The organism is Sphingopyxis chilensis, assembly GCF_035930445.1.
Taxonomy (GTDB): domain Bacteria; phylum Pseudomonadota; class Alphaproteobacteria; order Sphingomonadales; family Sphingomonadaceae; genus Sphingopyxis; species Sphingopyxis chilensis.
In genome coordinates, this window is the sequence record NZ_CP142394.1 from 2595375 (window position 1) to 2620758 (window position 25384).

The window sequence follows — 25384 nt, forward strand, 5'->3', positions numbered from 1 at the left end:
TGACAAAGGAGGGGCGGCCCGCGGGTCGCCCCTTTTCTTTTGCCCGCGATCCCGCCACGGTGCGGCGATGACGGCATTGGCTTATATCGGCGCGGCGCTCGCCGAAATCGCGGGCTGCTTCGCTTTCTGGGCGTGGCTGCGGCTGGACAAGCCGGTGTGGTGGATTGTGCCCGGCGTGGCGTCGCTTGCGCTGTTCGCGTATTTACTCACGCTCGTCGATGCCGAGCATGCGGGACGCACCTATGCCGCTTATGGCGGGGTCTATATCGTTTCGGCGCTGGTGTGGCTGTGGGCGGTCGAAGGCGCGAAGCCCGACCGCTGGGATTTGATCGGCGCCGCGGTCTGCCTTGGCGGCGCGGCGATCATATTGTTCGGCCCGCGCGGCACCTAGCCCGCGTTCGGCAGCGCCTGTTCGACGAGCGGCGCGAGCCCCTCGGCCACGACCTTCACCCCCTTGGCATTCGGGTGGAGATTGTCGCCCAGCATCAGCGATTTATCGGTGACGACATTGTCGAGAATGAAAGGATAGAAGCTCGCCTCATATTTCGATGCAAGTTCGGGATAGATCGGGTTGAACTTGTTTGCATAGTCGCTGCCGAGGTTCGGCGCCGCCATCATGCCGGTGAGCAGGACCGGAATCTTGCGCTTCTGAAGCTCGGCGAGCATCGCGTCGAGATTGGCGCGCGTCTGGTCGGGACCGATGCCCCGCAGCATGTCGTTGCCGCCGAGCCCGAGCACGACGAGCGCGGGCTTCGCCTTCGCATGGTCGAGCACATAGGTCAGGCGCTGGCGCCCGGCAGCGGTCGTATCGCCCGAAACGCCGGCATTCTGGACACGCGCGACGACGCCATCGTCGGCGAGCGCGGCCTGCAATTGCGGCGCAAGGCCTTCCTTTGGACCAAGCTGGTAGCCCGCGTATAGCGAGTCACCAAAGGCGATGACCAGCGGCGCGTTGGCGGGGATAGCGGGCGCCGCTTTTGCCGCAACCTTGTCATTGGTCGAAGCCGACGGGTTTTCCGCCGATCCGCACGCGGCGAGCGGTTGGCAAAGCACGATCGCGCAACCATATAAAGCGTAAGAGCGCCATCCGGCCGTTCTCATTTCAAAGGGTCCCTTCTTGACCGACGCGCCTCGACCTTCGCCAGACCTGGCGATCGCCGCCCATAATGTGACGCTCACGCTGGGAAGCGACAAGGCCCCTGTCGAAATTTTGCGCGGCGTCGATCTGGAAGTGCCCGCTGGAACCTCGGTCGCACTGCTCGGGCCGTCGGGATCGGGCAAAAGTTCGTTGATGGCGGTTCTGGCCGGGCTCGAACGCGCCAATGGCGGCAGTATCCGCGTCGCGGGGCTCGATTTCGCGACGATGGACGAGGATGACCTCGCACGCGCAAGGCGCGGGCGGATAGGCATTGTGCTGCAAGCCTTCCATCTGCTGCCGACGATGACCGCGCTCGAGAATGTCGCAGTGCCGCTGGAGTTGGCCGGGATTGCCGATCCCTTCGGACGCGCCGCGGCCGAGCTTGAAGCCGTCGGCCTCGGGCACCGCCTGACGCATTATCCCGCGCAATTGTCGGGCGGCGAGCAGCAGCGCGTCGCGATCGCGCGTGCGATGGCGAGCTCGCCCGCGATCATCTTTGCCGACGAGCCGACGGGCAACCTCGACACCGCAACCGGTCAGGCGATCATCGAACTGATCTTCGCGCGCCGTGCCGCATTGGGCGCGACCTTGCTCATCATCACGCACGACCCCGAACTCGCCGAGCATTGCGACCGCGTGGTCGTGATGCACGACGGGAAAATCGAAGAGCGGGCGGCCTAGGTGTTGCCCCTCGCCACGCTCTGGCGGATCGCTCGGCGCGACCTTGCGGCGCGCATCCGGGGGCTCCGCCTCCTCGCCGTCTGCCTGTTCCTCGGCGTCGCGACGCTCGCGGCGATCGGCAGCCTGACGCGCGGTATCACGTCCGAGCTGGAAGTGCGCGGGCAGACGATCCTCGGCGGCGATGTCGAATTCAGCCTGCCGCAGCGCGAGGCGACGGCAGAGGAGATGGCGGGATTCCGCCGTGTCGGCACGCCGTCGGCCACCGTGCGGCTGCGCGCGATGGCGAACGATCCAGATGGCGAGGCTTTGCTGTCCGAATTGAAGGCGGTCGACGGCGCCTACCCGCTCTATGGCACAATGCGGCTGGAAAGCGGCGCGCGCAAAGGACCGCCGCCGCCGGGCAACATCTGGATCGGCAAGGATCTCGTCTCGCGGCTCGACCTCAAGGTCGGCGAACGCGTGAAGTTCGGCGAGACGAGTTTCCTGATCGACGGCGTCATCGCCGAGGAGCCCGACCGGCTGGGCGAAGGCTTCACGCTCGGCCCCGTCGCGATCATCGGCCTTTCCGACCTGCCCGCGACGCAGTTGATCCAGCCCGGTAGCCTCTACGAGAGCAAATATCGCCTCCGCCTGCCCGACAGCGCGAACCCAGAAGCGGTCGGCAAGGCGCTGACCGCCGAATTCCCCGACGCGGGCTGGGACATCACCGACAGCAGCAACGGCGCTCCGGGCACGCGGCGCTTCATCGAGCGCATGGGGCAGTTCCTGTCGCTCGTCGGGCTGGCCGCGTTGGTGATCGCCGGGATCGGCGTCGGCAACGGCGTCGCGAGCTATCTTGCGGGCAAGCGCCCCGGCCTCGCGACGCTGAAAGTGCTCGGCGCCGACAGCGGCACGGTGGCGCGTATCTATGGTTTGCAGATTCTCGCGGTCGCGGCGGTGTCCATCGTCGCTGGCCTGATCGTCGGCGCGCTCGCGCCCGCGGCCATCGGCTGGATCGCTGGCGATGTGCTACCGGTCAAACCCGGTATCGCCATCTATCCGCTGCCGCTCGCCGTCAGCGCCGCCTATGGCCTGCTCATCGCCATCGCCTTTGCCCTGCCCCCGCTCGCGGCGACGCGGCACGTTCCCGCCGCCGGGCTTTACCGCGCGACGGTCAGCGGCGCGGCGCGGATCGACCGGCGGACGGTCGTCGCGGTCGCGGCGGCGCTGGCCGCGATCATCGCGCTGGCGGTCGGCACTGCGCGCGAACCTTTGTTCGCCTTGAGTTTCATCGGGGCGGCGGTCGGTCTTCTCCTCATCCTCGTCGGGCTCGGCTGGCTGGTGCGGCGCACCGCGAGCCGCCTGCCGCGACCGAAACGCCCGCTGTTCCGCCTCGCGCTTGCAAACCTGCACCGCCCCGGCGCCGCAACCGGGGCGCTCGTCGTCGCGCTCGGGCTCGGGCTGACCTTGTTCGTGACGCTGGCGGCGATCCAGACGAGCATCACTGCCGAAATCCGCTCGACGGTGCCGCAGCGTGCGCCGAGCTTCTTCGTGCTCGACGTCCCGCGCGCCGAGACCGCGCGCTTTCAGACGATGGTGAAGGGGGCCGACGCCAAGGCCGAGGTCAACATGATCCCGGCGCTGCGCGGCAGCGTCACCGAATTTGCCGGCCAGCGCGTCGACGAACTCGCCGAATTGCCCGAGGGCGCGTGGGTGCTGCGCGGCGATCGGGGGCTAACCTATAGCCCCGTGTTGCCCAACGGCAGCGAGCTGGTCGGCGGCCAATGGTGGGCGGCCGATTACAAGGGACCGCCCTTGGTCAGTGTCGAGCAGGAGGTTGCCACATCTCTCGGGCTGAAGCTGGGCGACACGCTGTCGGTCAATGTGCTGGGGGTCGAGGTGCAGGCGAAGGTCGCATCGTTCCGCACCGTCAACTGGGACAATTTCGGGCTCAACTATGTGCTCGTCTTTTCGCCCGGCACCTTTGATGCGGCGCCGCATAATATGGTCGCGACGGTGGCGGTCGGCCCCGAGGCCGAAACCGCCCTGTCGCGCAGCATACCGCGTGCCTTCCCGTCAGCGTCGCTGATCGCGGTGCGCGATGTCGTGTCGCAGGTCACGACCCTGCTGACGCAGATGAGCCAGGCAATCGCCGCGGCGGCGAGCATCGCGATCCTCGCGGGGATCGCGGTGCTGATCGGTGCGATTGCGGCGAGCCGCGAGCGGCGCGTTTACGACAGCGTGATCCTGAAACTGCTCGGCGCCACGAGGGGCCAGATATTGGGTGCGCAGGGCATGGAATATGCGGTACTCGCGGCGATATTGGCGGTGCTGGCGCTGGGGCTTGGCCTTGCGGGCGCCTGGTATGTGGTGACGCAATTGTTCGACTTCGACTTCGCCCCCGACCCGCTGATCGTCGGGCTGACCTTGCTTGGCGGCGCGGGGCTGTCTTTCCTGATCGGGATTGCGGGCAGCTGGCCTTTGCTCTCGGCGAAACCCGCGCAGGCGCTGCGCAGCTTGTAATCCATCCGTTCGTGTCGAGCGCAGTCGAGACGCCCCTCGCGGCAGAGCAAGGTCGAAAGGCATCTCGACTTCGCTCGATGCGAACGGGAGGGGCAGGTCAGTTCAGAATCCGCACCACCGCCGAAACCGCAGCGACGCCGAGCACGACCGCGACCATCGCCTGCCAGACATGCGGCGGCACGCTGCCGAAATGGCGCCCGCCGATCCGGTTGCCGAGCCACATCGGCAGGAAGAGGACCAGTGCCAAGATGAAGAGCCGCCAGGTCGCGATGCCGACCCAGAGCGCGGCGAGCGTGCCCGCGATAGCGGTCGCGAAGAAGATCAGCATCATCGAGGCGCGCGCGACTTTCGGCTCAAGATGACGGCGAAGGTAGAATGGCACGACGGGCGGCCCCGGCATCGCGGCGAAGCCGGTGAGGATGCCCGAGGCGATCCCCGTCCCCGCGATCGCGATACGCCCCGGCCGGTGCCCCTCGGGCTGTTTCGGCAGCAGGACGGCAACAAAGGCGCCGACCGCGATCAGCGTGATCAGCAGCCGCGCGACATCGGGCGTCGTCGCGTCGAGCGCGAACATGCCGACGGGCGTTGCGAGCATCGCGAGCAGCGCGATCGGGATCGCGGTGCTACGGTCGGCATCGGCCATGATGACTTTCAAACCCACCGGACCGATCAGCAATTGCAGCAGGATGCCGAGCACCACCGCCTCGCCCGGCGCGATGATCAGCCCGAGCAAAGGCACGAGGATGATCGCCATGCCGAAGCCCGTCAGCCCGCGCACATAGGCCGCGCCAAACGTCATCGCCGCCGCGCCGGCGAGCGTCAGCGGTGCGATGCTGACCAGCTGAGAAAGGCTCGTCACCCGGCGCGGAGATCCGGCGGGGTCGCCTCACCCTTCAGCATCGCGATCGCTTCGGCGAGCGGCATGATGCGCTGGCCGTCCTGCCCGAGGGTGCGGATCGCGACCGTACCTTCCTCTGCCTCGCGATTGCCAACCACGAGTAGGTACGGAACCTTCGCGAGGCTGTGTTCGCGGACCTTGTAGTTGATCTTTTCGTTGCGAACGTCGATTTCGGCGCGAATACCCGCCGCGGCGAGCTGTGCCACCGCATCCTTCGCATAAGCGTCGGCGTCGCTGACGATCGTCGCAACCACCGCCTGCACCGGCGCGAGCCAGGTTGGGAAGCGGCCGGCGAAATGCTCGATCAAAATGCCGATGAAGCGTTCGTAGGTGCCGAGAATCGCGCGGTGGAGCATCACCGGGCGGTGGCGTTCGCCATCTTCGCCGATGTAGCTCGCATCGAGGCGTTCGGGCATTACGCGGTCGGACTGGATCGTCCCGCACTGCCACGTCCGCCCGATCGCGTCGGTCAGGTGGAATTCGAGCTTGGGAGCATAAAAGGCACCCTCGCCCGGCAGTTCTTCCCAGCCATAATCGTCATTCGCCATGCCCGCGCGTTCGACGGCCTCGCGCAGCTCGGCCTCGGCCTTGTCCCACATCTCTTCGGTGCCGAAGCGCATGTCAGGGCGCAGCGCGAGCTTCACCGCATATTTCTCGAACCCGAGCTGTTTGTAGACGCGGTCGAGCAGTTCGCAGAAGCTGCGCACTTCCTCGACGATCTGGTCCTCGCGGCAGAAGATATGGCCGTCGTCCTGCGTGAACTGGCGCACGCGCATGATGCCGTGCAGCGCGCCGTGCGGCTCGTTGCGGTGGCAGCAGCCCATTTCGGCCATGCGCAGCGGCAGGTCGCGGTACGACTTCATGCCCTGGCGGAAGATCAGGACGTGCGCGGGGCAGTTCATCGGCTTGAGCGCCATCCACTCGGCGTCGTCCGACACCAGCGGGCCTTCGTCTTCGATGTTCGGCACCTCGTCGGGGATGACGAACATATTTTCGCGATATTTGCCCCAATGGCCCGACTGTTCCCACTGTTTGGCGTCCATCACCTGCGGGGTCTTGACCTCCTGATAGCCCGAGCCGTCGATCGCGCGGCGCATATAGGCTTCAAGCTCGCGGTAGATGCGATAGCCCTTGGGGTGCCAGAAGACGCTGCCATGCGCCTCTTCCTGCAGGTGAAACAGGTCCATCTCGCGGCCAATCTTGCGATGGTCACGTTTCGCGGCTTCTTCGAGCCGGACGAGATGTTCGGCGAGCTGCTTCTTGTTGAGCCAGCCGGTGCCATAGATGCGGCTGAGCTGCGCATTCTTCTGATCGCCGCGCCAATAGGCGCCCGAGACGCGCGTCAGCTTGAACGCAGCGGGGTCGAGCTTGCCCGTCGAGGCGAGGTGCGGGCCGCGGCACATGTCCATCCAGCCTTCACCGCTGCGATAGACGGTGAGTTCCTCGCCTTCAGGCAATTCGGCGGCCCATTCGGCCTTGAAGGTCTCGCCATCGGCCTGCCATTTGGCGATCAGCTTGTCGCGCTCCCACACTTCGCGCGTCAGCGGCAGGTCGGCGGCGATGATCTTGCGCATCTCCTCCTCGATCAGCGGCAACTCGTCGTCGCGGAACGGGCCATGTTCGGCGGTCGGCGCAAAGTCATAATAAAAGCCGTCGCCCGTCGAGGGGCCGAAGGTGATCTGCGTACCGGGGAACAGGTTCTGCACCGCCTCGGCGAGGACGTGCGCATAGTCGTGGCGGAAGAGTTCGAGCGCGTCGGTCTCGTCGCGGCTCGTCACCAGCGCCAGGTTGGTGTCTTCCTCCAGCGGGCGCATGATGTCGCGAAGCTCGCCGTCGATCTTTGCCGCGAGCGCGGCCTTGGCGAGGCCGGGTCCGATGTCGGCCGCGATTTCGGCCGCGGTAGTGCCGCGCACGACTTCACGGGCAGAGCCATCGGGAAGGGTGACACGGATCATCTCGGACATCGAAAATACAGCCTTTCAGGGCAAAATTGCCGCGCCCCTTTGCCAGCATGCGATATGGGCGGCAAGGGGCGGATTCACAACAGGACTTGAAATGATACAATGTATCATTATCTGGCATCACGAGCCCCTCCCGCGAAAGAATCTTCATGTGCCTCCCCGCCGAGCGCCCGCGCCTTGCCGACCTGACGGGGATATTCCTGTCGTTGACCTGCCTGATCCATTGCCTCGCATTGCCGCTCGCCATCCTCATCGCCCCCGCGCTCAGCCGCTGGATCGCGCTGCCCGAAGGCGTCCATGCGGCGATTCTGCTGCTGGCGCTGCCCGCGGCGGGGATCGCGATGCGCGACGGGTGGCAGCGGCATCGGCGCTTGTCGCCCGCGATCCTCGCCGCAACGGGGCTGGGTCTGCTCGCGCTCGGCCTGTCGGCGCATGAGGGATGGATCGCGGCCGCCGATCCCGAGGCCGCCGACCGCCTTCTGACCTCCGCTGGCGCGCTGACACTCGCCGCCGCGCATCTTGTCAACTGGCGCTGGCGTCACAGCGGCGGCGGGCATAGACTGCGGCGATGACCGATACACCCGCCCACCATATCGCCGCGATCCTGCCTTGCAGCGATCTTGATGCGAGCACCGCCTTTTACGAAAAGCTCGGCCTGTCGGTCGTCAGCGACTATGGCAGTTACCGCCTGCTCGAAGATGGCAAGGGCTGGCGGCTTCACCTGACCAATGAATCCCGACCGACGTGGCCCGAGCGCGACCATAACCCGTTCGGCCTCTATCTCTATACCAACCGCGTCGACGAACTGGCCGAGCACATGCGCGATGCGATTCTCGGGCCCGAGAAAGCGCCGACGCACAAGCCGTGGGGCATTTACGAATTCGCGCTGTCGGACCCAGACGAGACGCTGGTCCGCATTGGCTGGCCGAGCGCGCTGGTCACTTGAGACACAGGCGTGAACTCGATCAGCTTGCCCCCCTGCCCCTCTCCCGCTAGGGCGGCGGCAGCCGGAAAGGAGCCGTCCCCTCATGCTCAAGTCGTTCAAGCGCCTGTTCGTCGACCATCCGGAGAGCGTCGATGAAAATTACATCGAGCATTTCGGTGTCGCGTCGAAATTCGGCGTGACGATGATCTGGGGCGGCCTGTGCGCGCTCGTACATGCGGTCGTTCCGGGCTGGTGTATCACCACGGGCAGCGACACGATCCAGCGGCTTAATCACATCATGGTCGAAAAGCGGCGCGCCAAGGGGCAGGCGGTGATGCAGATGAGCACGATCGACTGGGTCATCTGATCGCGGTGGACGGCGCTCCCGACTATCTCGACCGCCCCGGCCGCCCGCGGCTCGCCTATCGCCGTACGCCGGGCGCTGGGCCGACGATCGTTTTCCTGCCCGGCTATATGTCCGATATGGCGGGCGGCAAGGCGACCGCATTGTTCGACTGGGCGGCAAGCGAGGGCCACGCCTGCCTGCTGCTCGATTATGCCGGATGCGGGCTGTCGGATGGGCTGTTCGCCGATCAGACCTTGCTCGACTGGCGCGGCGACGTGCTCGACCTGATCGACGCGAAGGCCGATGGGCCGATCGTCCTCGTCGGATCGTCGATGGGGGGCTGGCTGATGCTGCTTACCGCGCTGGCGCTGATGCAGCGCGACGGGCCGGGCCGGGTGGCGGGCCTCGTCGGAATCGCGGCGGCGCCCGATTTCACCGACTGGGGCTTCACCGACGCCGAAAAAGCGATCATCCAGGCCGAAGGCGCGCTGGCCGAGGAAACGCCCTACAGCGACCAACCCTATGTGACGACGCGCAGTTTTTGGCAGTCGGGCGAGGCCAACCGCCTTCTCGACACCGAAATTCCCCTCACCTGCCCCGTCCGCCTGCTCCACGGGCAGGAAGACGGCGACGTGCCGCCCGACATCAGCCTGCGCCTGTCGGCGGCGCTCGCGAGCACGGATGTGCAGGTGGCGCTGGTCAAGGGCGGCGATCACCGTTTGTCGCGCGATGGCGACATCGCGCTGCTGATCGACACGGTCGCGCGGCTCGCCACGCAAATCTAGAAGAGGACTTCCATGGCCCGCAGCGATTTCCGGTTCCACGTCACCAAGCGCGTCCGCTATGCCGAGATCGACGCGCAGCGCGTCGTGTTCAACAGCCGCTACCTCGAATATTTCGACATCGGGATCACCGAATATTGGCGCGCTGCCGGCGTTTATGATCGCTGGCCCGGCCACAGCAGCCCCGAATTCCACGTCGCGCGCGCCGAGGTCGATTACAAGGTTCCGATCCTGCTCGACGAAGAGATCGACATCTGCGTGCGCGCCTCGCGCGTCGGCAAAAGCTCGATGACCTTCCTGTTCGAACTGCACGGCGCGGGGAAAGACGACCTGCGTGCGAGCGGGCAGCTGATCAACGTCCATGTCGCCGAAGCGCAGGGCGCGCCCGCGCCGGTGCCGGACGAATTCCTATTCCTGTTCGAAGCGTTTGAAGAGCGGCCCCTTCGCGCCTAATATGGCGACATGACCAAATATCTTCATACGATGATCCGCGTGTCGGATCCCGACGCTACCACCCGCTTCTTCAAGCTGATCGGGCTGGAGGAAACGCGCCGTTTCGACGACGAGAAGGGTCGCTATACGCTGATCTTCCTCGCCGCCCCCGGCCAAGGCAATGTCGCCGAAGTCGAGCTGACATACAATTGGCCCCCCGCCGACGGCTCGCCGGCCGAGGAATATACGGGCGGACGCAATTTCGGGCATCTCGCCTACCGCGTCGACGATATTTACGCGACGTGCCAGCGACTGATGGACGCGGGAGTGACGATCAACCGCCCGCCGCGCGACGGTCATATGGCGTTCGTGCGCTCGCCCGACGGCATTTCGGTCGAGCTGTTGCAGGAAGGCCATCTGCCCCCGCAGGAACCCTGGGCTTCGATGCCGAACACCGGCAGCTGGTAAAAGCGCAGCGCCCCGCGCGAAAGCGAGACTTTCCGCGGGGGCTGTGGCAGAGTGGCACACCAAGGTCCGCTGGCATCCGCTCCGTCTTGTGGATGCGAGAGCTGGAAAGGAGACAAGGTGGCTGCGCTGGATATCGTCCGTATTCCCGTCCTTAGCGACAATTATGTCTGGCTGGTCCATGATCCCGCCAGCAAGGCCACGATGGTCGTCGATCCTGCCGTCGCCGAGCCCGTCCTTTCTGCGGCGGCGGAGCGCGGCTGGACGATCACCGATATCTGGAACACCCACTGGCACCCCGATCACACTGGCGGCAACGCCGCGATCAAGGAGGCGACCGGCTGCACGATTACCGGCCCCGCGGCGGAATATGCGCGTATCCCGACGCTCGATGTGCAGGTGAAGGGCGGCGACCAGGTGCGGCTGGGCGAGCATGTCGCCGACGTCTGGGACGTGCCCGCGCACACCGCGGGACATATCGCCTATCACTTCGCCGAAGAGACCGCGATCTTCGTCGGCGACACGATGTTTGCGATGGGTTGCGGGCGATTGTTCGAAGGCACCGCCGAACAGATGTTCGCCAACATGCAGAAGCTCGGCACGCTCGACGATGCCACCCGAGTCTACTGCGCGCACGAATATACGCTGTCGAACGCGCGCTTCGCGGTAACGGTCGAGCCGGACAATGAGGCGCTGGCGGCGCGGCTTGCCGCGGTCGAAGCCGCGCGGGCGGTGGGCGAGCCCACCGTCCCGACGAGCATAGGCGCCGAACGCGCGACCAACCCCTTTTTCCGCGCGCCGAACGCGGGCGAGCTTGGCCGTATTCGCGCGCTCAAGGATGCCGCCTGATGCCGTCGCCGCTTCAGCGCCTATTCATCTGCAACGGCCATAGTGGCCGATCACAAGGAGCATTTTCATGGCGAAGCTGAACCTGATGGCTGCCGCGCTGTTGACCGCGGCCGTGCCGCTGGTCGCCAGTTGCGCGCCCGCTGGCTCCGCCGAAGCCGGCACGGCGGCGCTTACGCCCAAACAGGCCGAGCGGCTTGACAAGCAGCTTGCCGGCAAGGTTCCGGGCGAACCGATGAAATGCCTGCCGAGCTATCGCACCAACGAGACGATCCGCGTGTCCGACAGCATCCTGCTCTATCGTTCGGGCGGCAATCTCGTGTATCGCAACGACCTGAAAAGCAGCTGCCCCGGCCTCGCGCGCGACAGCGACATCATGGTGGTGCGCCAGTTCGGGTCGTCGACCTGTGAAGGCGATTTCTTTCATCTGGTCGACCGGTCGAGCGGCATTCGCGGCCCGACCTGCGTTTTCGGCGAATTCGTCCCCTATCGCAAACCGGAGGGGGACAAAGGCTGAGCCCTTGCGTTCAGCCGCAGGCGGGGTCCGGTTTGCGCCGAGCTCTTCGGGTCGCACCCCCGCCTGCACCTGCCAAGATCACGCCCTATAGAGCGCCGCTATCTTGTCCGCATAAACCTGCTTCAAAATGTGGCGCCGGATCTTCATCGAAGGCGTCATCTGTTCATTCTCGATCGTGAACGCTTCGTCGGCGAAATCGAACTTGCGCACCTTTTCGATCACCGAGAGCTGGCCGTTGACGCGGTCGATCGCGGCGCGCAGCGCGGCGCGGAACTTCTCATGCTCGCGCAGCAACTTCATATCCTTGGGCAGCCCCTCGACCTCGGCCCATTCGGCCGCCCATTCGGGATCGGGGACGAGAATGCCGACCAGATGCGGGCGCTTGTCGCCGTAAACCATCGCCTGCAGGATTTCGGGCTGGAGCGTCAACATGCCCTCCACCCGCTGCGGCGAGACATTGTCGCCCTTGTCGTTGACGATCAGATCCTTCTTGCGGTCGGTGATGACGATACGGCCTTGCCCGTCGATATGCCCGATGTCGCCGGTGTGGAGCCACGGCCCCGCTTCGGGGTCGGCCGGATCGGGGATGAGCACGCGCTCGGTCTCGGCGTGGTTGCGCCAATAGCCCTTCATGACGAGTTCGCCGCGAACGCAGATCTCGCCGTCGTCGGCGATCCGGACTTCGGTGTTCATCAGCGGCGGGCCCACGGTGTCCATCTTGATCCCCACGCTGGGGCGGTTGCAGCTGATCACCGGCCCCGCCTCGGTCTGGCCATAGCCCTGCAAGAGCGTCAGCCCGATCGAGTGGAAGAAGACGCCGATTTCGGGATTGAGCGGCGCGCCGCCCGACACCAGCGCCTTCATCCGGCCGCCAAAGCGCTTTTGGATCTTGGGACGGAATAATTTGTCGAGGATGAGGTCGACCGGACGGTCGAGCACGCCCATGCGGCGCTCATAATCCTTTTCGCCGACGCGCAGCGCCTGGTTCAGCATCCAGTTGGCGAGCTTGCCCTGTTTCTCGACCGATTTGATCATCCGCGCGCGGATCACCTCGAACAGGCGCGGCACGACGACCATGATCGTCGGACGCGTCTCCTCGATGTTCGAGACGAGCTTCTCGAGCCCCTCGCTGTAATAGATTTGCGCGCCGACCATGATCGGCAGGAACTGGCCGCCCGAATGTTCATAGGCGTGGCTCAGCGGCAGGAAGGAGAGGAAAACCTCTTCGTCGCCGATACCGAAATCGTTGACGAGCACCTCCGCCGCGCCCGCCGCATTATGGAGGATCGCGCCGTGATGCTGCATCACCCCGCGCGGCGCGCCGCCGGTGCCGCTGGTGTAGATGAGGCAGGCGGTATCCTCGCGCTTGACGCCGAGCCCGCGCGCCTTGGTCTCCTCGATCCAGGTCTCGCCGCCCTCTACAAGTGGCGCCCAGTCGTGGACCGTGACCTCGCCCTGCTGGCCGACACGCAGGCCTTCCATCGTGATGACGATATGCGCCTCGGAACGCATCACCGCCGGCATCAGCGTCCGCGCGAGCTTCGCGGTCGAGACGATCACCGCTTTTGCTCCGCTGTTGTCGAGGATATGCTGGTGATCGCGTTCGGTGTTGGTCGTGTAGGTCGGTACCGTGATGCAGCCGGCGGCCATGATGCCGAGGTCGGCGATGCACCATTCGGGCCGGTTCTCGCTGACCAGCACCACGCGGTCGCCCTCCTTGAGGCCGAGTTCGCGCAGATTGTGTGCGAGCGCGGCGACCTGGTTCGCGACCTGCCGCCAGCTCAGCGGCTGCCACGCGCGGTCGGCCTTGCGCCACAGGAAGGGATCTTCGCCGCCGCGCCCCGCGCGGTCGAAGAACATCGCGACCAGACTCGGAAAATGGTCGAGATGGGGGTTTTCAAGCTTCATTCTGCCTCTCTCCAGGGAGATTCATTGCTTCTGTTCTGTTTTCGTTGGATTAATTCTGTGCCGGCGCGCCGTCGATCGACGAGCTGCCGGGGCCGCGCGGATCTGCGGCGCCCCGATAGCCCGCCGCGGTGCGTTCGACCGCGTTGAGTTTGGAGCCGAGTCCGGTGGCGGTGAAGCTGTAACCGAACGGTTTCATCTTCGCGGCGATCGCCTGCCCTGCTGCATCGTTTTCGATCAGCACGCCATCCTTTCCGAAGAAGAGATTGGGCAGTTCCATCGCCGACTTCGCATCAAGTCCCCAGTCGAGCACGCCGATTAGCACCTTGGTGACGTGCATGATGATGCGCTTGCCGCCCGCCGATCCGACCGCAAGCACGAGCTTGCCGTCGGGACCGTAAACGATCGTCGGAGACATCGAAGAGAGCGGGCGTTTGCCAGCCTCCACGCGGTTCGCCGTCGGCACACCGTCCTTCATCGGCGCAAGGTCGAAATCGGTGAGTTCGTTGTTGAGAAAATAGCCGTTGGCGATGAGCTGGCTACCGAAAATGCTTTCGACGGTCGAGGTCATCGATACGACATTGCCAGCGGCATCGACGGTGACGAAATGCGTCGTGCCCTGTTCGGGAATCGCCGGCGCAGCGGCGCGCGGCTTCGCGCCCGGCGGGGTTCCGGGCTCGTAGCGGCCCGCGGCGCCGTAAGGCGAGATGAGCTGGCGGCGCTGGTCAAGATACGCCTTGTCGAGCAAGCCCTTAACCGGAACGTCGACGAAATCGGCATCGCCGAGATAGGCGGCACGATCGGCATAGCTGAGCTGCATCGCTTCGGCGAGCAGATGCCAGCTCATCGGATTGTCCTTGCCCATCGCCTTCATGTCCCAACCCTCGACCAGACCGAGGATGCCGAAAACGGTGGTCGCGCCCGACGAGGGCGGTCCCATGCCGCAGACCTTGTAGACGCGATAGCTGGTGCAGACGGCGGGACGTTCCTTCGCCGTATAGGCGGCGAGATCCTTCGCCGTAAGCTGCGTCGCGTTGCGCGGGGCCTTTGCCACCGCATCGGCGATCGCCTTTGCATTGGCGCCCGAGTAAAAGGCCTCGGGGCCGCGCGCCGCAATGTCGCGCAGGATCGCGGCATAGGCGGGGTTCTTGAGCCGCGTACCGACCGGCGCGGGCTTGCCGTCGACATAATAGATTGCGCGCGCGTCGGGAAAATCCTTCCACATCGGCTCGAACTGGACGAGCCAATTGTTCAGCGCGGGGGTGACGAGAAAGCCCTCCTCGGCAAGCTTGATCGCGGGCTGGAACAGCGCCTTCCATTCGAGCTTGCCCCATTTCCTGTGCGCCATTTCCATCAGGCGCATATTGCCGGGGACTCCCACCGACAGCCCGCCGGGAATGACGTCCATATAGCCCCGCGGCGTCCCGTCGGGACCGAGAAAGCGTCCGGGCTTTGCCGCCGCCGGCGCCATTTCGCGACCGTCGATCGTCGAGATGCTGCCGTCCTGTGCATTGTGGTGCAACATGAAGCCGCCGCCGCCGATGCCGCTCGACTGCGGTTCGACCAGCGTCAGCACCGCGACCATGGCGACGGCAGCGTCGGCTGCGGTGCCGCCTTGGTGCAAAATTTCGCGCCCCGCCTCGGTCGCGCGCGGGTCGGCCGACGAGGTTACGCCCTGCGCGGCGGCGAGCGACGGGAGGATGAAGGTGACGAGCGCGGCAAGCGGGAGGAATCTTTTCAACATGGCCGCGACATTGGCGTGGCCCTCGGGCCAACGCAACCCCGTCAGTGTGCGGTGCCCACCGCGTCGGCTACACGCGCGAAACCGTCGCGCGCGGCGAGCTTTTCAAGGCCATGCGCGATCCGCGCCGCGAGACCCGGGCCTTCATAGACCATCGCCGAATAGATCTGGACCAGCCCGGCGCCGGCGCGAATGCGCCCCCACGCGTCGTCCGCCGATGCAATCCCTCCCGCGGCGACGAGCGGCAGCTTGCCCCCGCTCGCAGCGTGGAAATCCTTGACGCGCCGAAGCGCCAGCCCGGCAAGCGGAGCGCCCGACAGGCCGCCGGCTTCCCCCGCATGGCGCGAGGCGAGCACAGGGCGTTCGATCGTGGTGTTCGAGACGATGACCGCGGCCAGCCCCTTGTCGAAGGCGACGGCGACGATGTCGTCGATGTCCGCGGGTTCGAGATCGGGCGCCACCTTCAGGAACACGGGCTTTGCCGCTCCCGGCGGCTGCGCGGCCGCGACGCCGTCGAGCAGCGCCTCGAGCGCGCCCTTGTCCTGGAGCGCCCGGAGGCCCGGCGTATTCGGCGACGAGATATTGACCGTCAGATAGTCGGCGAGCGGCGCCATCGCCGCCGCGCCCTTCGCATAGTCCGCGATGCGGTCGGCGCTGTCCTTGTTCGCGCCGATGTTGATGCCGAGCGGCACCGGCAGGCCGTGGCGGCGCAGGCAGCGGATTCGCTCGGCTGCCGCCGCCTGCCCGCCATTGTTGAACCCCATGCGGTTGATCACCGCCCGGTCCTCGACCAGCCGGAACAGCCGCGGGCGCGGGTTGCCGTCCTGCTGCAGCGGGGTCAGCGTGCCGACCTCGACAAAGCCGAACCCGAAATGCGGCATCGCATGCGCGACGCGGGCGTCCTTGTCGAAGCCGGGCGCGAGGCCGACGGGGTTGGGAAACCGGAGCCCCGCGAATTGGGTCGCGAGCACCGCGCTCGTCAGCGCGTGCCGCGCGCGCGGCAATGGCTGGAGCGCGCCAAGCGTCAGATTGTGCGCGGCTTCGCCGTCGGTGGCGTGGACGATCGGGCGGACGAGCGCATAGGCGGCGTCGGTAAGCGAGGCGAAGAGCGACATGGCCCGCCATTGCGCCGAGCGGGGCGCTATGGCAAGCCCCCCTCGGGCCAGCATGAATGCTTGAAAAAACCGGGAGAAAATCGTGTCGCACCTTCGCCTTGCCGCCAATATGTCCACCGGCCTGCTGCTGCTCGCCGTGGCGGGCTGCGCCCCCGCCGCGATCGATCAGGCGCCGGCGACCGCCTCGGCGCCTGCCGCGCCGCCCCCTCCCGGAACGCCCGCCGGCGCCCCGCTCGCCGACTTTTTCCAGAAATATGACGAGGCGCAGCTGTCGCTTTCGCCAGAGACCAAGGCGTATCGCGGAATCCGCGACGGCGATTACGGCAAATGGGACGAGGTGAGCGACGAGGCAGAGGTCGCGCGGCACAAGCTGCAGCAGGCGACCGCCGCCGCGATGCGTGGCAGCTACGACCCAGCCAGCCTGTCGTCCGACGATGCGCTGTCGTTCGAGCTGTTCAACGCGCAGGCCGCGCGCGAGGAGAGCCTGTTCGCCTATCGCCACCATAATTATCTGTTCAACCAGATGCGCGGCGCGCAAAGCCAGTTGCCGGCGTTCCTGATCAACATCCACCGCGTATCGAACGTCGGCGAGGCCGAAGCCTATGTCGAACGCATCCGCGGCATCGGCCCGGTGATCGACGCGCTGACCATGCAGTCGGCCGAACGCGCGAAGCTAGGCATCCAGCCCCCCAAATGGGTCTATGCCTATGTCATCTCGGACATCGAGAATCTGCTGAAGCCGGGCAACGCGCTGATCGAGGATATCACCGCCAAGGTCGAAAAGCTCGACATCGCGGCCGCCGAAAAGGCCCGGCTGGTCGGTGCCGCCAAATCGGCGTGGTCGACGAGCGCCGGCCCCGCTTACACCCGCCTGCTTGCCGAAATGAAACGCCAGCAACCCGGCGCGCCGACCGCGGACGGCGTCTGGCGGCTGCCCGACGGCAAGGCCTATTATGATGCGCTGCTCGCCAATTACACGACCACCGACATGACAGCGGCGCAAATCCACGATCTCGGCCTCGCCGAAGTTGCGCGCATTCATGGCGAGATGAAGACGATCATGGCGAAGGTCGGCTTCGAGGGCACGCTACAGCAATTTTTCGTGCACCTGCGCACCAGCCCGCAATATTTCTACACGACGCGCGAAGCCTATCTCGCCGACGTCGATGCCAAGGTGAAGGCGATGGAGGCGCGCCTGCCCGCCTTCTTCAATACGCTGCCCAAGGCGCACCTGCAGGTGAAGGCGGTCGAGGCGTTCCGCGAAAGGTCGGCAGGTAAGGCTTTCTATCAGTCGCCCTCGCCCGACGGGTCGCGACCGGGAACCTATTATGTGAACCTCTATGACCTTCGCGACATGTCGAAGACCGAGCTCGAGGCGCTCGCCTATCATGAGGGCATCCCGGGCCATCACCTCCAGCGCGCGGTGCAGACCGAACTGACCGGCCTGCCGCCCTTCCGCCGCTTCGGCGGTTTCACCGCCTACACCGAGGGTTGGGGCCTTTATACCGAGGAACTCGCCAAGGACATGGGATTCTACACCGATCCCTACAGCGATTTCGGTCGTCTCGGTATGGAATTGTGGCGCGCGTGCCGGCTCGTCGTCGACACGGGCATCCACGACAAGCGCTGGAGCCGCGAGCAGGCGATCCAGTATCTGAAGGACAACACCCCCAATCCCGACGGCGACATCGAAAAAGCGATCGAACGCTATATCGTCTATCCGGGACAGGCGACCGCCTATCTGATCGGCAAGCTCAAGATCATGGAATTGCGCGGCCGCGCGCAGGCTGCCCTCGGCGAAAAATTCGATTTTCGTGCCTTCCACGACGTCGTGCTCGAATCGGGTCCGGTTCCGCTCGACATCCTCGAAAGGCGGGTCGATAACTGGATCGCCGCTCAGAAGGGTTAAGCAAATTGACGATTGGCGCTTGACGCGCGGGGATGAAACGCAAATGATTTACCCCAGATAAGAAGGCAGCCGGGGAAAGGCTGTCGGGGTCTCGGTCTGATGTCGCAAACTTCCACCTCGCCGTTGGGCGTGGACGGCAGCGCGCCGTTCGAACTACATTATTTTCCGCCCGATCCCGATCTGGCGGACATGGTGTCGAGTTTCTATTTTGCGCGCATCAACATGCCGCGTTTCGACGAATATGAGCGCGCCGATCGACCGCAATTCCGTTTCGTGACCGCCGCCGACGGCGAATATGTCTTCGCCGATAGCCACCGTTCCGCGGTGTGCAAGGCCAATATCGTCGGGCCGACCAGCGGCCGCGTCCGCGCGATCAGCAACTGCCCGACCCAGATGTTCGGATTCGGCATGCTGCCCTCAGGCTGGGCGGCGCTGATGGGCGACGATGCCGAGAAGCTGACCGACCGCGCGATGGACGCCGCCGACCTGTTCGGTACGTGGATCGAGGAGGTCGCGACCGCGCTGGAAAAAGCCGCAAGCGTCGAGGAAAAGCTGATCATCGGCAATAACTTCGCGCGCGAAGTCCTCAAACAGAATGAGCCCGCACCGATGTGGTTCATCCGCACCGTCGACGGCTGGCTGACCGAATCGCCGTCGCCGCAGGTCCCCGAACTCGTCGAGGCGACCGGCATGTCGATCCGTTCGGTCGAGCGGATGACCAAGCGCTATTACGGCCTGTCGCCGCGGATGCTCGCGCGCAAATATCGCGCGGTGCGCGCGGCGTCGGCGCTCGCACGCGGCGAAGGTCTCGACGCGGCGCAGCTCGGCGATGCCTTCTACGATCAGTCGCACCTGATCCGCGAGATCAAGCGCTTTGCGGGCGCGACCCCCGGCCAGCTCGGCAAGCCGACGAGCTATACAGAGGCGACTACAAAGGGCCGCAAGCAGCTTGCGGGCAAAGTCAGCCCGCTCGTTTCGGAAACCTGAGACGGCCGTTAACCTTCGAAAATTATCTGTCCCGTCGTTTTGGCGTTTTCATCCAATCGCGAATCGGCGCGGGAGCATAATCCCTCCCTGCGACCCAGAAGAGCTCATCCTCTTTCGAGGACTTGAGACCTTCATCTTGGCACTCATTTGGCTTCGGCCGGATGGGTGCCTTTTTTTTTCACCGCAAAGCTATGCGAAGGCTCCGACCTTGCGCCGCATGGACCGACCGCCTATGTAAGTGGAGTAATTTAGTCCAGTTAAGAATCGTTCGCAATTGCGACGGAAAAGAACATGCGCCTGTCGAACCTTGCCGATTATGCCGTGGTGCTGATGAGCGCCGCCGCCCGCCAATGCGGGTCGGTACCGATTCATGCGGGCATGCTGGCCGAACAAACGGGCATTCCGGGGCCAACCGCACAGAAGCTGGTAAGCCAGCTCGCGCGCGCCGGCCTGCTCGTCGCGTCGCGCGGCAGCGGCGGCGGGGTGCGGCTCGCGCGGCCCGCGGCGGCGATCAGTGTCGCCGACATCATCGAAGCGGTCGAAGGACCGATCGCCCTGACGTCCTGTGTGGCCGAAGGGCGACACGATTGCTCGCTCGAGGGCAGCTGCAAGGTACAGCCGCATTGGGGCGTCGTGAACGGCGCGGTGCGCGGGGCGTTGCAAGAGATCAGCCTCGCGACCTTGAGCGTCGCACCGAAACTCCCCTCCCCTCCGCCGATCCCGGTATTGGCCGGCGACGAGATCAGATTATGACCGACAACACAGACCTCCCCGTAAAAGACCAGGCCGCGCACGATGCCGCGGCGAAGGTCGCCGATTATGAGCATGGCTGGTCCTCGACCATCGAGACCGACTTCGCGCCCAAGGGGCTGACCGAAGATACGGTCCGATTCATTTCGGCGAAGAAGAACGAGCCCGAATGGATGCTCGACTGGCGGTTGAAGGCTTTTCGCCATTGGCAGACGATGGAAACGCCCGATTGGGCGAAGCTCAACGTGCCGCCGATCGATTATCAGGACGCCTATTATTACGCGGCGCCGAAGCCCAAGCCCAAGCTCGGCAGCCTCGACGAGGTCGATCCCGAAATCCTTGAGGTTTACAAAAAGCTCGGCATCCCGATCGAGGAGCAGAAGGTGCTCGCGGGCGTCGAGGGCGCGCGCAAGGTTGCGGTCGATGCGGTGTTCGACAGCGTCAGCGTCGCGACGACCTTCCGCGAGGAATTGAAGCGCGCGGGGGTGATCTTCCTCTCGATTTCCGAAGCGATCCGCGAACATCCCGAGCTGGTGAAGAAGTGGCTCGGCAAGGTCGTGCCGATGCACGACAATTATTTCGCGGCGCTCAATTGCGCGGTCTTTTCGGACGGCACCTTCGTTTATGTGCCCGAGGGCGTGCGCTGCCCGATGGAGCTCAGCACTTATTTCCGCATCAATGCCGAGAATACGGGGCAGTTCGAACGCACTTTGATCATCGCCGACAAGGGCGCCTATGTCTCCTACCTCGAAGGCTGCACCGCGCCGATGCGCGACGAGAACCAGCTCCACGCCGCGGTGGTCGAACTGGTGACGCTCGACGATGCCGAGATCAAATATAGCACCGTGCAGAACTGGTACCCCGGTAATGCCGAGGGGCTGGGCGGCATCTATAATTTCGTGACCAAGCGCGCGCTGTGTCAGGGCAAGCGCAGCAAGGTGTCGTGGACGCAGGTCGAGACCGGTTCCGCGATCACCTGGAAATATCCGAGCTGCGTGCTGAACGGCGACGACAGCGTCGGCGAATTTTACTCGGTCGCGGTGACGAACAATTACCAGCAGGCCGACACCGGCACCAAGATGATCCACAATGGCAAGCGCACGCGCTCGACCATCGTTTCCAAGGGGATCAGCGCGGGCAAGTCGAACAACACCTATCGCGGGATTGTGCGGGTGGCGCCGAATGCCGAGGGGGTGCGGAATTTCACCCAGTGCGACAGCCTGCTTCTGGGCTCGCTCAGCGGCGCGCATACCGTACCGTATATCGAGGTCCGCAACCCGACCGCGACCGTCGAGCATGAAGCGACGACGAGCAAGATCAGCGAAGACCAGCTCTTCTACGCGATGCAGCGCGGGCTGGGGCAGGAAGAAGCGGTGGCGCTGATCGTCAACGGCTTTGCCAAGGAAGTGCTGCAGCAGCTGCCGATGGAGTTTGCGGTCGAGGCGCAGAAGTTGCTGGGGATCAGCCTTGAGGGGAGCGTCGGGTGAAGCTCTTAGCGATAGCGGTACCTCTTGCGCTTACAGCATGCGCCCCGAGTTCAGTCACAGAAGAGAGAAATGCGCCGATGACTGAAATCAACATCGAGTCCGCAACCTATTCTGACCACACACGCGAATTTGAAGATGCTTTCAAAGAAGCAATCTACGTCGATGTTGACCAGCGCGCACTCGACTATGAGGCGATTACTCGCGAAGAAATTTCCGCAATCACGAATGAACTTCGGCGGAAACATGCCGATGTCATAACGAAGTTTACAGAATCATTTGTGGCCGATGAGACTGCTTCCGGATCGCCCAAAGCCGATGCCGAGTTGCGAGCGGCTTCCTATGTCGACGAATATTTTCAGTCCCTTTGGGACGTCCAAATCGATTTGAACGGTTAGAATATGCTCAAAATTGAAAACCTTCACGCCACCGTCGCTGACAAGCCGATCCTGAAGGGCCTGTCGCTCAGCATCAATGCGGGCGAGATTCATGCGATCATGGGGCCCAATGGCGCGGGCAAGTCGACGTTGTCTTATGTGCTCGGCGGGCGGCCCGGTTATGAAGTCACCGAGGGATCGGTCGATTTCGACGGGCAGGATTTGCTCGACATGGAGCCGCACGACCGCGCCGCGGCGGGCCTGTTCCTCGGCTTCCAGTATCCGGTCGAGATCCCCGGCGTGTCGAACGTCCAGTTCCTGCGCGAAGCGCTCAACGCACAGCGCAAGGCGCGTGGGTTGGAGCCGCTGTCGGGCGGCGATTTTCTGAAGCTGGCGCGCGAGAAGGCGGGGCTGCTCAAGATGGACATGGACATGCTCAAGCGCCCCGTGAACGTCGGCTTTTCGGGCGGCGAGAAGAAGCGCAACGAGATGGTGCAGATGGGGATCATCGATCCCAAGCTCGCGATTCTCGACGAGACCGACAGCGGGCTCGACATCGACGCGCTGCGTACCGTCGGCGACGGGATCAATTCGATCATGCGGCGCCCCGACAAGGCGGTGTTGCTGATCACGCACTATCAGCGCCTGCTCGATTATGTGCAGCCCGATTTCGTCCACGTCCTCGCGGGCGGGCGTATCGTCAAGTCGGGCGGGCCCGAGCTGGCGCTCGAACTCGAACGCGAAGGCTATGCGGAGATCGCGGCGTGAACATTCCCACACGCCTTCCCTTTCTTCGTCGTGCCGGACTTGATCCGGCATCCATGACCGCGTGGACCCCGGATCAAGTCCGGGGTGACGAAGCGTGGGAGGCTGCGGCGTGACGACAACCGCCCTCCCCACGCGTCGCGACGAAGCCTGGCGCTATAGCGACATCGACGCGGTGGCCGCGGCGTGGCCGCTGCCCGCGCCCGAGAGCATCATCGTGCCCGCGGGCGGCGACTTCAAGCGCGCAATCGTGCAGGACGAAGGCGCGATCCATCAGATCGAAATGAGCATCGGCAAGGGTGCGACCGCATCGCTGCATGTGCTCAATATCGGCGGCGCCTATGGCCGCATCGAACTCGCCGTGAGGCTGCACGAAGGCGCCGACTTCCATCTCGGCGCGGCGCAGATCGGCGGCGGCGAGCAGAATCTCGAGATCGTCACCACCGTCACCCATGCCGAACCGGGCGCAATGTCGCGGCAGGTTGTGCGGTCGGTGCTCGGCGGCACGGCGACCGGCACCTATCTCGGCAAGGTCGCCGTCGCGCGCGATGCGCAGCAGACCGACAGCGAGCAGGATGTGAAGGCGATGCTGCTCGACCGCAGCGCGACCGCCAACGCCAAGCCCGAACTCGAAATCTTCGCCGACGATGTGAAATGCGCGCATGGCTGCGCGATCGGCGAGCTCGATCCGATGGGGCTCTATTATCTCCAGTCACGCGGGCTGCCGCCGGGCGAGGCGAAGAAACTGATGTTGCAGGCGTTCGTCGCCGGCGTGTTCGACGGCGCCGAGGATGAAGCGCGGTTGCAGGAGCTGGCGCTGGCGAAGCTGGGGGAATTGGTGTGAGTACCACGACCGCACTCCGCACCTTCCCCGATGTTCGCGCGGATTTTCCCGGCCTGACGCCCGGCTGGCACTATCTCGATACCGCGGCGACCGCGCAGAAACCGCAGGCCGTCATTGACGCAACCGTGAACGCAATGGGACGCGACTATGCGACCGTCCACCGCGGCGTCTATGCACGCTCGGCCGACATGACGCTCGCCTATGAAGCGGCGCGGCGGCGGATCGCGGCGTTTATCGGCGCGCGCGAGAATGAGATCGCGTTCGTGCGCGGTGCGACCGAAGCGATCAACCTGGTCGCCTATTCGCACCCGAAGAAGGGCCGCGTGCTGCTGTCGGTGCTCGAGCATCACAGCAATATCGTGCCGTGGCAGCTTGCCGGCTGGCAGGTCGACGTGTGCCCGCTGACCGAAGACGGCTGCATCGACCTCGACGCCGCCGAAAAGCTGCTCACCCCCGAACACACCATGGTCGCCTTCGCGCATGTCTCGAACGTGCTCGGCAGCCCGCTCGACGTCGCGCGCGCCGCCGATCTGGCACACCGCGTCGGAGCCGAACTGCTGATCGACGGCTGCCAGGCCGTGCCGAGACTGCCCGTCGATGTCGCGGCGCTCGGCTGCGACTATTATGTTTTCTCGGGGCACAAGCTCTACGGTCCGACCGGGATCGGCGTGCTGTGGAGCGACAAGCTCGATACGTTACCGCCGTGGCAGGGGGGCGGGTCGATGATCGATCGCGTAACCTTTGCCAAGACGACCTATGCCCCCGCCCCCACGCGCTTCGAGGCGGGCACGCCCGCGATCGTCGAGGCGGTCGGGCTCGCGGCGGCGGTCGATTATGTCGAGGCATTGGGCATCGATAGGGTCCACGCGCACGAATGCGCGCTCGTCGGCAGCTTGCGCGAGGCGCTGGCGCGCAAGAACAGCATCACGCTCTATGGACCTGAAAACAGTGCTGGAATTGTCAGCTTTTCGATGACGGGGGTTCATCCGCACGACATCGGCACTATCTTGGACGAAAGCGGGGTCGCGATCCGCGCCGGGCACCATTGCGCACAGCCGCTGATGGAGCATCTCGGGGTGCCCGCGACTGCGCGAGCGAGTTTTGGCGTGTATAGCAGTGAAGACGATGTGGCGGCCCTGATCGAAGGGCTCGGTCGCGTCGAGAGGATTTTCGGATGAGCGAAGACAGCACGATCAGAGTCGAGGAAGTCGAAAGCGTCGAGGCGCCGCCCAAGGCGCGCGTCGAGGACGTCGAAACCGCGCCCGAGAAACTGGAGCGCAAGCGCGACTATCTGGAAGGCTTCCTGGCGGCCAAGCCCGCGGCGGTCGAACCGAGTGCGGTCGGCGGCGACCTCTACGAAGCGGTGATCGATGCGCTCAAGGAGATTTTCGACCCCGAGATCCCGGTGAACATCTACGACCTCGGCCTGATCTACAATGTCGAGATCGACGAGGGCCATGTGCTTGTCACGATGACGCTGACCACGCCGCATTGCCCGGTCGCCGAGTCGATGCCCGCCGAAGTCGAACTGCGCGTCGGCGCGGTGCCGGGCGTCGGCGATGCCGAGGTCAACCTCGTCTGGGATCCGCCGTGGAGCCCGCAGAATATGAGCGACGAAGCGCGGCTCGAACTGGGAATGCTCTGATGACCGAAACCAAAATCCGTACCCGCCCGGCCGCCGTCGCGCTGACGCCGAACGCCGAGGAACGCATCGCGAAATTGATGGTGGCGGCGCCCGAGGGCGCGATCGGGGTCAAGCTGTCGACGCCGCGCCGCGGCTGTTCGGGGCTCGCCTATTCGGTCGATTATGTCACTGAAGAGGTGAAGTTCGACGAGAAGATCGAGACCCCCGGCGGCATTTTCTACATCGACGGCGCGTCGGTGCTCTACCTGATCGGCAGCACGATGGACTGGGTCGAGGATGATTTCGCCGCGGGCTTCGTGTTCGAGAATCCGAACGCCAAGGGCGCGTGCGGTTGCGGCGAGAGCTTCACCGTCTAAAACACGCTTTTTC

General features: G+C 64.9%; 27 protein-coding genes. 21 read left to right on the forward strand and 6 right to left on the reverse strand.

Annotated elements, in window-relative coordinates; genetic code table 11:
• Window positions 1–67: 67 nt before the first annotated feature.
• Window positions 68–391 (forward strand): YnfA family protein, encoded by a 324-nt coding sequence (locus VSX79_RS12065; protein ID WP_326913462.1) that lies wholly within the window; start codon window positions 68–70, stop codon window positions 389–391.
• Here VSX79_RS12065 and VSX79_RS12070 read toward each other — a convergent pair.
• A complete protein-coding gene (locus tag VSX79_RS12070; protein WP_326913463.1) occupies window positions 388–1101 on the reverse strand; it encodes an arylesterase in 714 nt (237 codons plus the stop codon). The two genes, VSX79_RS12065 and VSX79_RS12070, sit on opposite strands and share 4 nt — an antisense overlap.
• Before the next feature lie 16 nt (window positions 1102–1117).
• On the opposite strand from VSX79_RS12070, the gene VSX79_RS12075 reads away from it, so the two are divergent.
• Both VSX79_RS12075 and VSX79_RS12080 read left to right on the forward strand, forming a co-directional pair.
• Window positions 1118–1819 carry an ABC transporter ATP-binding protein gene (locus VSX79_RS12075; RefSeq protein WP_326913464.1) on the forward strand — a complete coding sequence of 234 codons (702 nt, stop codon included), beginning with the start codon at window positions 1118–1120 and terminating at the stop codon, window positions 1817–1819.
• Window positions 1820–4321, forward strand: coding sequence for an ABC transporter permease (locus VSX79_RS12080; protein WP_179495128.1), 2502 nt, complete (start codon window positions 1820–1822; stop codon window positions 4319–4321).
• A gap of 97 nt (window positions 4322–4418) precedes the next feature.
• On the opposite strand, the gene VSX79_RS12085 is transcribed toward VSX79_RS12080, so the two are convergent.
• Window positions 4419–5180: a TSUP family transporter gene (locus VSX79_RS12085; protein WP_179495127.1), complete on the reverse strand. Its 762-nt coding sequence runs from the start codon at window positions 5178–5180 to the stop codon at window positions 4419–4421.
• Entirely contained in the window at window positions 5177–7183 is a 2007-nt protein-coding gene (gene thrS, locus VSX79_RS12090; RefSeq protein WP_326913465.1) for a threonine--tRNA ligase, read from the reverse strand. The genes VSX79_RS12085 and thrS overlap by 4 nt, the downstream gene beginning before the upstream one ends.
• 146 nt (window positions 7184–7329) lie before the next feature.
• On the opposite strand from thrS, the gene VSX79_RS12095 reads away from it, so the two are divergent.
• The 8 genes from VSX79_RS12095 (at window position 7330) to VSX79_RS12130 (ending at window position 11493) form a co-directional block, all read left to right on the forward strand.
• Entirely contained in the window at window positions 7330–7752 is a 423-nt protein-coding gene (locus VSX79_RS12095; protein ID WP_179495125.1) for a MerC domain-containing protein, read from the forward strand.
• Window positions 7749–8126 carry a VOC family protein gene (locus tag VSX79_RS12100; protein WP_179495124.1) on the forward strand — a complete coding sequence of 126 codons (378 nt, stop codon included), beginning with the start codon at window positions 7749–7751 and terminating at the stop codon, window positions 8124–8126. Before VSX79_RS12095 ends, VSX79_RS12100 begins: the two co-directional genes overlap by 4 nt.
• Window positions 8127–8208: 82 nt before the next feature.
• On the forward strand, window positions 8209–8472 hold the full coding sequence (locus VSX79_RS12105; protein WP_326913466.1) for a DUF6356 family protein: 264 nt from the start codon (window positions 8209–8211) through the stop codon (window positions 8470–8472).
• Window positions 8469–9236, forward strand: coding sequence for an alpha/beta fold hydrolase (locus VSX79_RS12110; protein ID WP_218844366.1), 768 nt, complete (start codon window positions 8469–8471; stop codon window positions 9234–9236). Before VSX79_RS12105 ends, VSX79_RS12110 begins: the two co-directional genes overlap by 4 nt.
• 12 nt (window positions 9237–9248) lie before the next feature.
• Complete coding sequence (locus VSX79_RS12115) at window positions 9249–9686, forward strand: acyl-CoA thioesterase (protein ID WP_179495122.1); 438 nt, start codon at window positions 9249–9251, stop codon at window positions 9684–9686.
• A 9-nt stretch (window positions 9687–9695) separates the two neighbouring features.
• Entirely contained in the window at window positions 9696–10133 is a 438-nt protein-coding gene (locus VSX79_RS12120) for a VOC family protein (protein WP_179495121.1), read from the forward strand.
• A gap of 117 nt (window positions 10134–10250) precedes the next feature.
• A complete protein-coding gene (gloB, locus tag VSX79_RS12125) occupies window positions 10251–10979 on the forward strand; it encodes a hydroxyacylglutathione hydrolase (protein WP_179495120.1) in 729 nt (242 codons plus the stop codon).
• A 67-nt stretch (window positions 10980–11046) separates the two neighbouring features.
• Window positions 11047–11493 (forward strand): hypothetical protein, encoded by a 447-nt coding sequence (locus VSX79_RS12130; protein WP_179495119.1) that lies wholly within the window; start codon window positions 11047–11049, stop codon window positions 11491–11493.
• 78 nt (window positions 11494–11571) lie between these two features.
• Here VSX79_RS12130 and VSX79_RS12135 read toward each other — a convergent pair whose 3' ends face one another.
• From VSX79_RS12135 to VSX79_RS12145, 3 genes are read right to left on the reverse strand one after another with little or no spacing between them, the layout of a single operon-like run.
• Window positions 11572–13401, reverse strand: coding sequence for an AMP-dependent synthetase/ligase (locus tag VSX79_RS12135; protein ID WP_326913468.1), 1830 nt, complete (start codon window positions 13399–13401; stop codon window positions 11572–11574).
• A gap of 49 nt (window positions 13402–13450) precedes the next feature.
• Window positions 13451–15142 (reverse strand): gamma-glutamyltransferase, encoded by a 1692-nt coding sequence (gene ggt / locus VSX79_RS12140; RefSeq protein WP_326913469.1) that lies wholly within the window; start codon window positions 15140–15142, stop codon window positions 13451–13453.
• A gap of 41 nt (window positions 15143–15183) precedes the next feature.
• Complete coding sequence (locus VSX79_RS12145; protein ID WP_179495116.1) at window positions 15184–16254, reverse strand: quinone-dependent dihydroorotate dehydrogenase; 1071 nt, start codon at window positions 16252–16254, stop codon at window positions 15184–15186.
• A gap of 82 nt (window positions 16255–16336) precedes the next feature.
• Here VSX79_RS12145 and VSX79_RS12150 point away from each other — a divergent pair, with 82 nt between their 5' ends.
• From VSX79_RS12150 to VSX79_RS12195, 10 genes are all read left to right on the forward strand, one after another.
• Window positions 16337–18163, forward strand: a complete 1827-nt coding sequence (locus VSX79_RS12150) for a DUF885 domain-containing protein (protein WP_407697218.1) — start codon at window positions 16337–16339, stop codon at window positions 18161–18163.
• Between the two features lie 99 nt (window positions 18164–18262).
• Entirely contained in the window at window positions 18263–19150 is an 888-nt protein-coding gene (locus VSX79_RS12155) for a helix-turn-helix domain-containing protein (RefSeq protein ID WP_326913470.1), read from the forward strand.
• 291 nt (window positions 19151–19441) lie between these two features.
• Window positions 19442–19903 (forward strand): SUF system Fe-S cluster assembly regulator, encoded by a 462-nt coding sequence (locus VSX79_RS12160; RefSeq protein ID WP_179495114.1) that lies wholly within the window; start codon window positions 19442–19444, stop codon window positions 19901–19903.
• Entirely contained in the window at window positions 19900–21387 is a 1488-nt protein-coding gene (sufB, locus tag VSX79_RS12165; RefSeq protein WP_179495112.1) for a Fe-S cluster assembly protein SufB, read from the forward strand. Before VSX79_RS12160 ends, sufB begins: the two co-directional genes overlap by 4 nt.
• Window positions 21388–21464: 77 nt before the next feature.
• Entirely contained in the window at window positions 21465–21782 is a 318-nt protein-coding gene (locus VSX79_RS12170) for a hypothetical protein (RefSeq protein ID WP_326913471.1), read from the forward strand.
• Window positions 21783–21785: 3 nt separating this feature from the next.
• Complete coding sequence (gene sufC, locus VSX79_RS12175; RefSeq protein ID WP_326913472.1) at window positions 21786–22529, forward strand: Fe-S cluster assembly ATPase SufC; 744 nt, start codon at window positions 21786–21788, stop codon at window positions 22527–22529.
• Between the two features lie 109 nt (window positions 22530–22638).
• Window positions 22639–23370: a SufD family Fe-S cluster assembly protein gene (locus VSX79_RS12180; RefSeq protein ID WP_326913473.1), complete on the forward strand. Its 732-nt coding sequence runs from the start codon at window positions 22639–22641 to the stop codon at window positions 23368–23370.
• Complete coding sequence (locus tag VSX79_RS12185; protein WP_326913474.1) at window positions 23367–24548, forward strand: aminotransferase class V-fold PLP-dependent enzyme; 1182 nt, start codon at window positions 23367–23369, stop codon at window positions 24546–24548. The genes VSX79_RS12180 and VSX79_RS12185 overlap by 4 nt, the downstream gene beginning before the upstream one ends.
• On the forward strand, window positions 24545–25015 hold the full coding sequence (locus VSX79_RS12190; RefSeq protein ID WP_179495104.1) for an SUF system Fe-S cluster assembly protein: 471 nt from the start codon (window positions 24545–24547) through the stop codon (window positions 25013–25015). Before VSX79_RS12185 ends, VSX79_RS12190 begins: the two co-directional genes overlap by 4 nt.
• Window positions 25015–25371: a HesB/IscA family protein gene (locus tag VSX79_RS12195; RefSeq protein ID WP_326913475.1), complete on the forward strand. Its 357-nt coding sequence runs from the start codon at window positions 25015–25017 to the stop codon at window positions 25369–25371. Before VSX79_RS12190 ends, VSX79_RS12195 begins: the two co-directional genes overlap by 1 nt.
• Window positions 25372–25384 lie beyond the last annotated feature (13 nt).

Excerpts from the sequence above, each read along its gene's own strand:
- VSX79_RS12065 (WP_326913462.1), top strand. The coding sequence starts at position 68 with ATGACGGCATTGGCTTATATCGGCGCGGCGCTCGCCGAAATCGCGGGC.
- VSX79_RS12070 (WP_326913463.1), bottom strand. The coding sequence starts at position 1,101 with ATGAGAACGGCCGGATGGCGCTCTTACGCTTTATATGGTTGCGCGATC.
- thrS (WP_326913465.1), bottom strand. The coding sequence starts at position 7,183 with ATGTCCGAGATGATCCGTGTCACCCTTCCCGATGGCTCTGCCCGTGAA.
- VSX79_RS12095 (WP_179495125.1), top strand. The coding sequence starts at position 7,330 with ATGTGCCTCCCCGCCGAGCGCCCGCGCCTTGCCGACCTGACGGGGATA.
- VSX79_RS12100 (WP_179495124.1), top strand. The coding sequence starts at position 7,749 with ATGACCGATACACCCGCCCACCATATCGCCGCGATCCTGCCTTGCAGC.
- VSX79_RS12105 (WP_326913466.1), top strand. The coding sequence starts at position 8,209 with ATGCTCAAGTCGTTCAAGCGCCTGTTCGTCGACCATCCGGAGAGCGTC.
- VSX79_RS12115 (WP_179495122.1), top strand. The coding sequence starts at position 9,249 with ATGGCCCGCAGCGATTTCCGGTTCCACGTCACCAAGCGCGTCCGCTAT.
- VSX79_RS12120 (WP_179495121.1), top strand. The coding sequence starts at position 9,696 with ATGACCAAATATCTTCATACGATGATCCGCGTGTCGGATCCCGACGCT.
- VSX79_RS12130 (WP_179495119.1), top strand. The coding sequence starts at position 11,047 with ATGGCGAAGCTGAACCTGATGGCTGCCGCGCTGTTGACCGCGGCCGTG.
- VSX79_RS12135 (WP_326913468.1), bottom strand. The coding sequence starts at position 13,401 with ATGAAGCTTGAAAACCCCCATCTCGACCATTTTCCGAGTCTGGTCGCG.
- ggt (WP_326913469.1), bottom strand. The coding sequence starts at position 15,142 with ATGTTGAAAAGATTCCTCCCGCTTGCCGCGCTCGTCACCTTCATCCTC.
- VSX79_RS12145 (WP_179495116.1), bottom strand. The coding sequence starts at position 16,254 with ATGTCGCTCTTCGCCTCGCTTACCGACGCCGCCTATGCGCTCGTCCGC.
- VSX79_RS12155 (WP_326913470.1), top strand. The coding sequence starts at position 18,263 with ATGTCGCAAACTTCCACCTCGCCGTTGGGCGTGGACGGCAGCGCGCCG.
- VSX79_RS12160 (WP_179495114.1), top strand. The coding sequence starts at position 19,442 with ATGCGCCTGTCGAACCTTGCCGATTATGCCGTGGTGCTGATGAGCGCC.
- sufB (WP_179495112.1), top strand. The coding sequence starts at position 19,900 with ATGACCGACAACACAGACCTCCCCGTAAAAGACCAGGCCGCGCACGAT.
- VSX79_RS12170 (WP_326913471.1), top strand. The coding sequence starts at position 21,465 with ATGACTGAAATCAACATCGAGTCCGCAACCTATTCTGACCACACACGC.
- sufC (WP_326913472.1), top strand. The coding sequence starts at position 21,786 with ATGCTCAAAATTGAAAACCTTCACGCCACCGTCGCTGACAAGCCGATC.
- VSX79_RS12190 (WP_179495104.1), top strand. The coding sequence starts at position 24,545 with ATGAGCGAAGACAGCACGATCAGAGTCGAGGAAGTCGAAAGCGTCGAG.
- VSX79_RS12195 (WP_326913475.1), top strand. The coding sequence starts at position 25,015 with ATGACCGAAACCAAAATCCGTACCCGCCCGGCCGCCGTCGCGCTGACG.